Annotated in this window: 9 protein-coding genes; 8 read left to right on the top strand and 1 reads right to left on the bottom strand. The window is 68.5% G+C overall.

Annotation, left to right across the window (positions count from 1 at the left end; all coding sequences use genetic code 11):
- On the bottom strand, positions 1–209 hold a 209-nt coding region (locus P409_RS16735), incomplete at its 3' end, for a GntR family transcriptional regulator (protein ID WP_152613418.1).
- Between the two features lie 171 nt (positions 210–380).
- Between P409_RS16735 and P409_RS16730 the strand changes: the two genes are divergently transcribed.
- The 8 genes from P409_RS16730 to P409_RS16700 all read left to right on the top strand — a co-directional run.
- Positions 381–1,505, top strand: a complete 1,125-nt coding sequence (locus tag P409_RS16730) for a C45 family autoproteolytic acyltransferase/hydolase (RefSeq protein WP_034839619.1) — start codon at positions 381–383, stop codon at positions 1,503–1,505.
- A 43-nt stretch (positions 1,506–1,548) separates the two neighbouring features.
- Positions 1,549–3,105: an ABC transporter substrate-binding protein gene (locus P409_RS16725; protein ID WP_034839615.1), complete on the top strand. Its 1,557-nt coding sequence runs from the start codon at positions 1,549–1,551 to the stop codon at positions 3,103–3,105.
- Positions 3,106–3,130: 25 nt separating this feature from the next.
- On the top strand, positions 3,131–4,072 hold the full coding sequence (locus tag P409_RS16720; RefSeq protein ID WP_034839612.1) for an ABC transporter permease: 942 nt from the start codon (positions 3,131–3,133) through the stop codon (positions 4,070–4,072).
- Positions 4,069–4,920 (top strand): ABC transporter permease, encoded by an 852-nt coding sequence (locus P409_RS16715; RefSeq protein WP_034839608.1) that lies wholly within the window; start codon positions 4,069–4,071, stop codon positions 4,918–4,920. Before P409_RS16720 ends, P409_RS16715 begins: the two co-directional genes overlap by 4 nt.
- The gene (locus P409_RS16710) at positions 4,917–6,563 is read left to right on the top strand and encodes an ABC transporter ATP-binding protein (RefSeq protein WP_034839603.1); all 1,647 of its coding nucleotides are present in this window, start codon (positions 4,917–4,919) and stop codon (positions 6,561–6,563) included. Before P409_RS16715 ends, P409_RS16710 begins: the two co-directional genes overlap by 4 nt.
- Positions 6,564–7,661: 1,098 nt before the next feature.
- Positions 7,662–8,159: a hypothetical protein gene (locus tag P409_RS37995; protein ID WP_152613417.1), complete on the top strand. Its 498-nt coding sequence runs from the start codon at positions 7,662–7,664 to the stop codon at positions 8,157–8,159.
- Positions 8,160–8,256: 97 nt separating this feature from the next.
- Positions 8,257–8,718 carry a GFA family protein gene (locus P409_RS16705; RefSeq protein ID WP_034839600.1) on the top strand — a complete coding sequence of 154 codons (462 nt, stop codon included), beginning with the start codon at positions 8,257–8,259 and terminating at the stop codon, positions 8,716–8,718.
- 98 nt (positions 8,719–8,816) lie between these two features.
- A partial coding sequence (locus P409_RS16700) for a hydantoinase/carbamoylase family amidase (protein ID WP_034839595.1) occupies positions 8,817–9,764 on the top strand: 948 nt, incomplete at its 3' end.

The following is a 9,764-nucleotide window of genomic DNA, read 5'->3' as shown; positions in this document are numbered from 1 at the left end:
GAGCCGGCTTCCAGCACGCCCCGCGCCACCAGCAGGTCGAGCGCGCCGCGGATCGGCGAGCGCGACACGCCCAGCGCGCGGGCCAGCGCCTGCTCCGACACCCGCATGCCGGGCGCCCACCCCTCGTCGCGCATCCGCTCGACGATCTGCCGGGCCAGTTCCAATTGCAGCGGGCTCGCCCGCCCTGCCGCCTCCACCGCTGCCGTCACGTCGCGCTCCACGATGTCCACCCCTCATGATAGCCCAGGCGCGGCGGCGGAAAAGCACGTGCAACAGCCGCGCAAAATTCTTTCGACTTCACAGCATGCCGCAAAAATGTGTTTTTCGTCTCCATAAAGCGCATTACGGTGTGACCATCCGATGACAACGGGTCCCCGATCATGACGCCCTTCCCCTTCGTCGATATCTCCGGCACGCCGCGCGAACGCGGCCGGCAATACGGCGCCGCCGCGGCCGACCGCACCCGCAAGAGCGTCGAGGTCTATGCCCGGCAGCTGCGCGACCTCGGCTATGACTGGGCGCAGATCCGCGGCTTCGTCGCCGACTTCCTGCCGAAGATGGACGATTTCGCGCCCGAGCTGATCGAGGAGATGCGCGGCATCGCCGAGGGCGCGGAGCTGGAGTTCGAGGCGGTGGCGCTGATCAACTGCCGCACCGAGGTGATGCAGCTGGCGCATCGCCGGAAGGGCATCGTCGAGGACGATCCGGACGGCTGCACCGGCGCCGTGATCATGGGGTCGGCCAGCGCCGACGGCCAGCTGATCCACGGCCAGAACTGGGACTGGCGGGCGGAATGCGCCGAGACCGCGATCGTGCTGCGGGTGCGGCGCGAGGACGGGCCGGACGTGCTGACCTTCACCGAGGCCGGCGGCCTGGCCCGCAACGGCCTGAACTCGGTCGGCACCGCGATCACCGCGAACTACCTGGAATCCGACCGCGACTACAAGCTGGATGTCGGCGTGCCGCTGCCGCTGATCCGGCGCAAGGCGCTGGAGCAGGAGCATTTCGCCATCTCGATGCGGACCATCGCGGTGACGCCGAAATCCGCCTCGAACAACATGATCCTGAGCAATGCCGGCGGCTTCGCCATCGACTTCGAATGCGCGCCGGACGAGACCTTCCCGCTGTATCCGGAGGACGGCCTCCTGGTGCATGCCAACCACTGGCGCAGCCCGGTGGCGCTGACCAAGCTGAGGGAAGCCGGCATCCCGAGCTCGCCCGAGAGCTACTACCGCGACTGGCGGGTGCAGCAGCATCTCCAGGCCAAGCGCGGCCAGCTGATCGCCGAGGACATGAAGGCGGCCTTCTTCGACGATTTCGGCGCGCCCTACGCCGTGTGCCGGCCGCCGCGCCCGTCGTCGCGCAACAACCTCTCGGCCACCGTCGCCATGGTGATCATGCGCCCGGCCGAGGGGACCATGGAGGTGGCGCCACTGCCGGCCTTGAACCGCACCTTCACCACCTACTCGCTCGACCTGTCCCGCCGGACGAAGAACGCGGCCTAACGCGGTCCGGCTCATACCAACGCCTCAACACAGGGAGGCCCCCATGACCCGTCTTTCCGTTCTTGCGCTCGCGGCGGCGCTGGGGCTGGCCGTGCCGGCCCTGGCGGCGCCGCCCGCCGACACCATCCGCGTGGCGCTGAACGGCGACCTGCGCTCGACCGACCCCGGCACCAAGCGCGACGACAACACCGACGCGGTGATCCTGCACGTCGTCGAGGGGCTGGTCGCCTATCGCGAGGACGCCTCGGTCGGGCCGATGCTGGCCGACAGCTGGGCCGTCTCCGACGACGGCAAGACCTACACCTTCAAGCTCCGCGACGGGGTCAGGTTCCAGAACGGCGCGCCGCTGACCTCGGCCGAGGTGGTGTGGAGCTGGAAACGCTGGCTCGACCCCAAGACCGAATGGCGCTGCCTGCCGGAGCTCGACGGCCGCGGCCGGATGAAGATCGAAGCCGTCGAGGCCCCGGACCCGAAGACCGTCGTCTTCAAGCTGAACGCGCCGAGCGCGCTGTTCCTCGCCACCATCGCCCGCACCGACTGCGCCGAGGGCGCGATCATCCATCCGGATTCGGTCGGACCCGACGGCAAGTGGATCAAGCCGATCGGCACCGGCCCGTACCAGCTGGAGACGTGGGAGCCGGGCCAGTACGTGCTGCTGAAGCGCTTCGACGGCTACGCCTCGCGCGACGGCGACCGCGACGGCTACACCGGCGGCAAGAAGGCGCTGGCCGAGACGGTGCGCTTCAACATCATCGGCGACCCGGCGGCGGCGAAGACCGCGCTCCTGTCCGGCGACATCGACCTGGTGCCCGACGTCAGCATCGCCGACAAGCAGGAGATCGACGGCCAGAAGGGCGTGCGCACCGAGCTGGCGCAGACCCTGTCGATGAGCGCGATCCTGATCCAGACGCGCGACCCGCTGCTGAAGGATGTGCGCATCCGCCGCGCTTTGGCCCTGGCGATCGACACCAGCCAGATCGCCCAGGCGGTGACCCAGGGCACCTCGCCGCCCAACCCCTCGGTGATCCCGAGCGCCAGCCCCTACCACACCGCGGTGGAGGAGCAGGGCTACACGCCGAATGTCGAGGAGGCGAAGAAGCTCCTGGCCGAAGCCGGCTATAGCGGCCAGCCGATCAAGATGCTGGTCAATCGCAAGTACCAGAGCGTCTACGACACCGCGATCTTCGCCCAGGCCCTGGCGCAGCAGGCCGGCATCAACATCGAGCTGGAGGTGCTGGACTGGGGCGCGCAGCTGGACCGCTACACCAGCGGCGACTACCAGACCATGTCGTTCAGCTACTCCGCCCGCATGGACCCGGCGCTGAGCTACGAGATGGTCTCCGGCCCGAAGGACAAGCAGCCGCGCAAGGTCTGGGAGAACCCGGAGGCGCTGAAGCTGATCCAGGATGCGATGGTCACCAGCGACCCGAAGCAGCGCCAGGCGATCTTCGACACGCTGCACCGGATGCAGATCGAGGACGTGCCGCTGATCGTCACCTATAACGGGGCGGAGATCGCCGCGGTGTCCGACCGGCTCGAGGGCTACAAGCCCTGGACCGCGTCCAAGCCGCGGCTGTGGAACGTGGCGATCAAGAACTGATCCCCCTGCCCGGGAGAGCCTGCCGATGGTCCGCTTCCTGCTGCAGCGGCTGGGCATGGCGGTGCCGACGCTGCTGGTCGTCGCCGTCATCGTCTTCGCCATGATCCGGCTGATCCCGGGCGACCCGGTGACGCTGATGCTGGGCGACATGGCGGACCCCTCCGCCGTCGCCGACCTGCGCCGGTCGCTCGGCCTCGACCAGCCGATCCCGGTGCAGTTCCTCTACTGGCTCGGCCACGCGCTGTCGGGCGATTTCGGCCACTCGATCAGCACCGGCCAGTCGGTGCTGCCGCTGATCCTGGACCGGTTCTCGGTCAGCGCCAGCATCGTCCTGGTCGCGGTGGCGCTCGCCAGCCTGGTCGCCGTGCCGGCCGGCATGATCGCCGCCTGGCGCCAGGACAGCCCGCTGGACCTGGCCGTGATCTCCGGCGCCACGCTGCTGCTGTCGATCCCGACCTTCTGGCTGGGCCTGCTGATGCTGCTGCTGCTCGGGCTGAAGCTGCAATGGCTGCCGGTGATCGGCTACGTGCCCTTCGCCGAGGATCCCGGCGCCGCCCTCCTGTACATGATCATGCCGGTGGCGACGCTGGTGCTGGTCGAGACCGGGGTGGTCATCCGCATGGCCCGGGCCAGCACCATCGAGGTGATGCGGCTGGAATACATCACCCACGCCCGGGCCAAGGGGCTGTCGGAGGGGGCGGTGCTGTGGCGCCACGCCTTCCGCACCGCCTTCGCCCCGACCTGGACGCTGATCGGCCTGATGCTGGGCAACCTCCTGGGCGGCATCGCGGTGGTGGAGACGGTGTTCACCATCCCCGGCCTGGGCCGCCTGCTGGTCGACGCGATCTACGCCCGCGACTATCCGGTGGTGCAGGGCTGCCTGCTGTTCATCGCCGGCATCTATGTCGTGGTGAACCTGATCGTCGACCTCCTCTACCCACTGTTCGACCCGCGGGTGACGGCATGAGCGCGCAGGCTGACTCCACCTCCCTCGCCCTGCCGCGGCGGCGCATCCGCGCCAATGCCGCGATCGGCGGGCTGATCATCGGCATCCTGGTCGCCACCGCCCTGGTCAGCGCGGTGTGGACGCCTTATGACCCGCTGAAGATCGACATCCTGTCGCGGTTCAAGCCGCCCACGGCCGCGCATTGGCTGGGCACCGACGAGTTCGGCCGCGACGTGCTGAGCCGGGCGATGAGCGGCGCCGCCACCAGCGCCTGGATCAGCCTCCTGACCGTCGCCACCGCGGTCACCGGCGGCACCCTGGTCGGCGTGCTGACCGGCTACATGCGCGGCTGGGTCGACCGCGTCATCATGGTGTTCAACGACGCGCTGCTGGCCTTCCCCGGCATCCTGCTGGCGCTCGGCATCATGGCGATCCTCGGCGCCAACAAATACGGCATCATCCTGGCTCTCGGCCTGGCCTACATGCCCTCAGTGGTCCGGGTGGTGCGCGGCACGGTGCTGTCGATCCGCGGCCGCGAATATGTCGAGGCGTCGCAGATCATGGGAAATTCCGAGCTGTTCACCATGGCCCGGCACGTGCTGCCCAACTGCATCGCGCCGCTGACCGTGCTGGCCACCAGCATGTTCGGCTGGGTGCTGCTGTCGGAAAGCGCGCTGAGCTTCCTCGGCCTCGGCGTGCCGCCGCCGGCCGCGACCTGGGGCAACATGCTGGCGGCCGCCAGGCCGTATATCGGCACCGCGCCCTGGCTCGGCGTCTTCCCCGGCCTGTGCATCTCCCTCACCCTGCTCGGCATCAACCTGTTCGGCGACGCCATCCGCGACCGCCTCGACCCGAGGATGCAGCGATGAGCCCCCTCCTCTCGGTCGAGCACCTGACCATCCGCGCCGGCGATGGCGGCCCGGTGGTGGTCGACGACCTCAGCTTCGCCCTGCCGGCCGGCGAGATGCTGGCGCTGGTCGGCGAATCCGGCAGCGGCAAGACCATGGCGGCCCGCGCCGTGCTGGACCTGCTGCCGCCGCCGATGCAGCGGATCGGCGGGTCGATCCGCTTCGACGGCCAGGACCTGGCCGGCCTGCCGCCCAAGGCCCTGCGCCGCATCCGCGGCGCCCGCATCGGCATGGTGTTCCAGGAGCCGATGGTGTCGCTGAACCCGGCGATGCCGATCGGCCGGCAGATGGCCGAGGCGCTGAAGCTGCACCTCCGCCTGGACGACGCCGAGATCCGGCGCCGGAGTCTCGCGATGCTGGAGCGGATCCGCATCGCCGACCCGGAGCGCTGCCTGGCCGCCTATCCGCACGAATTCTCCGGTGGCATGCGGCAGCGGATCATGCTGGCCTCGGTGATGCTCACGAAGCCGGCCCTGCTGATCGCCGACGAGCCGACCACGGCGCTGGACACGCTGGTGGCGCGCGAGGTGCTGGACCTGATGGTCGAGCTGACGCGCGAGAACGGCACCGCCGTGCTGATGATCAGCCACGACCTGGCGATGGTCGCCCGCTATGCCCGGCACGTGGTGGTGCTGCAGCGCGGCCGCGCCGTCGACGGCGGGCCGACCGAGCAGGTCCTGCTGAGCCCGCGCGACGACTACACCCGCAAGCTTTTGGACGCGCTGCCGAAGCGGGGGCCGGCCCGGCCGCCGGTCGACCAGTCCGCCCCGCTGATCGCGGTCGAGGGCGTCACCATCGACCATGCCGGCCGGCAGCGCCTGTTCTCGCGCACCCCGCCGAAGCGGGCGGTGGACGGGGTCAGCCTGGCGATCCATCCGGGCGAGACGGTGGCGCTGGTCGGCGGCAGCGGCAGCGGCAAGACCACGCTGGGCCGCGCCATCGTCGGCCTGCTGCGGCCCAGCGCCGGCAGGATCCTGTTCCGCGGCCAGGACGTGCATGGCGGCGACCGGCACGGCGCGGCGGCGCGGGACCACCGGCTGAACTGCCAGATGATCTTCCAGGACCCCTACTCCTCGCTCGACCCGCGGATGAAGATCGGCCAGATCGTGTCCGAGCCGCTGCGGCTGGCGCCGGAGATGAATGCGAAGCAGAAGGCCGACCGTCTGGCCGAGACGCTGGCCGATTGCGGCCTGACCCAGGCCTTCGCCGGGCGCTACCCGCACCAGCTGTCGGGCGGGCAGCGGCAGCGCGTGGCGATCGCCCGCGCCATCATCCGCCGCCCCGCCTTCGTCATCGCCGACGAGCCGGTCTCGGCGCTGGACATGACGGTGCAGAAGCAGATCCTGGAGCTGTTCCGGGCGCTGCAGGACCGCTACGGCTTCGCCTGCCTGTTCGTGTCGCACGACCTCGGCGCGGTCGAGCAGGTGGCCGACCGGGTGGCGGTGATGCAGGCGGGCAGGATCGTCGAGGCCGGACCGCGCGACACGGTGTTCGACCATCCGCAGCACGACTACACCCGCGAGCTGCTGGCCGCGGCCCCGGCCCTGCACCGGCTGGACGGCGGCGGCTTCGAGCTCAAGGGCCGGCGCATCGCAGCGGCGTGAGGGCGGCGGGGGACCGCGGCGGCTTCCGAGACCGGCGCCGGGCAGATCTCAACCATCCCCGCAAGTTCCAGCCCTCAAGCCGCGCGATATCCATCTGAATCTCAGCCGGCCGGGCGAACATGCGCAGATGCCTCGCTGTGTCCGCTCCCACTCGTGGCATCGTCGGTCGGAGCAGAGGATGAGTTGCAAATCCGCGTTTGCACAGCCACCGAGACATCCATGGTCAGCCACGCATGGACGCACTAAGCTGTATGTTGGTCCAGTCGGCAGAGACCGGCGCGGACATAACCGCAATCGATGACGTTGGGCTGGGTTGATGTTTTCAGTTTGCGCAGCGAGAGGACCCGCGACGTGAGCTTCAGGAGGCCACGACCTCGGCCAGCGGCTGCAGTTTCGGCGCGTGAGACGCTGAGCGAGGACATCCGAACCAAGCTCGCCGGGCAGGCTGACTGCGTAGGAAGCCCCCACCACACCGATATCCCGAAGTTTGGGCTCCAAAATCAGCCACGTTCGGGCGCTACGACGATCGAGCATGCCGAAGAGCAGGGGTTAAAAAACCCTACCTGCACAGTGTGTCCGCGAAAGTGGGCAAGGCGCCTGGACGAAGTCAGGGCGCTGCTCCGCTCCGCAATCGAGGCCGGCAACTTCATTCCACCCCTGAGTGGAGCACTGCCTGCGAAAGTCTGGACCCGTGATCCCGACAACCCAGATTTGGTATATGAGGCGAAATTGTCTCACCCTCCCTGTGGATATAAAGCTTATCCTTTGACCCGATATCAGGCTGACTACGACATTCCATTCAAAATATCATGAAACAACTTCACATTCACCGAGACAGCTGGTTGGAAGCGCCCCTGGAAGACCCAGACGAGGCCTGTACCTTTGCACGAATCCGGGTTTGTGTCGGAGACACGAACTTGACGCGCAATCTGAGCGCACGGAGTGGCAACACCAGCGATGCGATCAACATCCCACTGCTACCTCTTGCGCTGGCGATAGCAAGGAATTGGTGGCCATTGCTGTATGAGCCGTTCCGATCGGCGGCAGGGGAAGCAGGGGAAGCGTTCAAGGCCCGGCACCGCTTGGATGTGCCGTTGCATGGATATATCTTCCCAAAGATTGCACTCTGCTCCGGCGGAAAAGCCGAGGCGACACCTGGAGCAGGTATTTGGAAGGGTACTGCTCAGAGAAAGCGCTTCGTTTGACGATGCGCCGGACAGCGTGAATGCGTTAATCTTCCGAAAAGACGCCGTTGCCAGCGTGGCAACGGTTGCGCGCAGCGCTCGCGAACAGCGCTTTAAAGTGTGTACTGCCGCATATATTGGTTGGGCTGGGACGCCGGGAGAGGAGCGCGTCGCAACGCCGGCATTCACCAGACATCAACAGGCCGGTCGCGCGTTTGCGGCAGAGCTCCTTGCACCAAGAACTTATCTACACAGTCGGGCACCCAAGCACGGCTTTACGCCGGATCAGGTCGAGATCATTGCAGGTGAGCTGATTTGCCCCTACGAAACAGTCGTATGGCAGGCCCATCATGCGGGGATTCCGCTAAGAGGAATTGAGCTTCCTCCCCCTCAGTATCCGGCAATTATTTGATCGTCGCACTGAAGGCTACATCCCGGCGCAGAGTGGTTCCCCTGCCCGCCCCGATCCCGCATTCTCCCCGCCACGGAATGCGATCGGGAGGACGTCCTTGCCCGGAATCAAAGGAGGGTGCCGCTGCGGCGCCGTGCGCTGGCGGCTCGACGCCGACCACCTGCCGCTGACCTATGCCTGCCACTGCCTGGACTGCCAGACCTGGAGCGGCAGCGCCTTCAGCCAGCAGGCGGTGGTGGCGCGAAGCCGCTTCGCCTGCACCGGCCCGGTCGGCCGGTTCGACCTGCCCAGCGCCGACGGGCTGCGGGTCTCGCACCAGATCGCCTGCCCCGTCTGCTTCACCCGGATCTGCAACACCAACAGTGCGCGCCCCGGCCTGGTCATCATCCGGGCCGGCGGCTTCGACGACAGCCATCGCCTGGTCGTCGTCGCCCATATGTGGACCAGGCGGAAGCAGCCCTGGCTGGCGCTCGACCCGGCGGTTCCCGCCTGGCCGGAAGGGCCGCCGGACGCAGCGGAGTTCTACCGGCTGATCGGCGCGCCGGCCGTCGCGATCTGAGGGGCCGTGCCCGCCGGACGTCGCCGCGGGGGTTGCCAATCCCGGATGCGGGCGTCAGAACCTGGACGCTCATGGATCATGTCGCGCGAGGAGCCGAGATGCCTCAGATCGATGGCCAGCGCCTGCTGGCCGACCTTCGCCGGCTGGCCGAATTCGGCCGGTACAGGACCGGCGTGCATCGGCCGACCTATTCGCCCCAGGACGTCGAGGCGCGCCGATGGTTCGTCGAACGGCTGCGGGAGGCGGGGCTCACCGCCGAGACGGACGGCATCGGCAACATCATGTCGACCAGCCCGGCCAAGGGCCCGAAGCTGCTGATCGGCTCCCATCTCGAAAGCCAGCCCTATGCCGGCTGGCTCGACGGCGCGATGGGCGTGGTCTATGGGCTGGAGGTGGCGCGGGCCTTCCGCGACGACCCGGCCTGCCGCGATCTCGGCATCGAGGTCGCGGTCTTCGCCGATGAGGAGGGGCATTTCGGCTCGTTCCTCGGCAGCCGGTCCTTCATCGGCGAGCTGCCCGAGCACGAGGTCGCGCAGGCGGTGAACGACGCGACCGGCCAGACCCTGCCGGACGCCCTGGCCGGGGCCGGCTATGCCGGGCGGCCGCGCTACATCCTAGAGCCGGGCCGGCATGCCGGCTTCATCGAGGCCCATATCGAGCAGGGCGACACGCTGGAGAGCACCGGCAAGCGCATCGGCGTGGTCACCAGCATCGTCGGCATCTGGACCTACGCCATCACCTTCGAGGGCCAGCAGAACCACGCCGGCACGACCCGCATGGCCGCGCGCCGGGATGCCGGCGTCGCGCTGACCGAGCTGTGCCACGCGATCGCGCGGCGCTTCCCGGAGGTCGCGGGGCCGCTGTCGGTCTGGACCACCGGGCGCATCCTGCTGGAGCCCGGCGCCGCCAGCATCATCCCGGGGCGCGCGGAGATGACCTTCCAGTTCCGCGACGCCGATCCCGAGCGCCTGCGCGTCCTGGAGCAGGCGCTGGAGGATCTGGTGGCCCGATCCGACGCCGCCGGCCCGTGCCGGGCCAGCCTGCGG

This window comes from Inquilinus limosus MP06, assembly GCF_000767795.1.
In the GTDB taxonomy this organism is placed as follows: Bacteria; Pseudomonadota; Alphaproteobacteria; order DSM-16000; family Inquilinaceae; genus Inquilinus; species Inquilinus limosus_E.
Note: the sequence above shows the minus strand (reverse complement) of the source record. Positions and strands in the feature narration are given on the sequence as shown.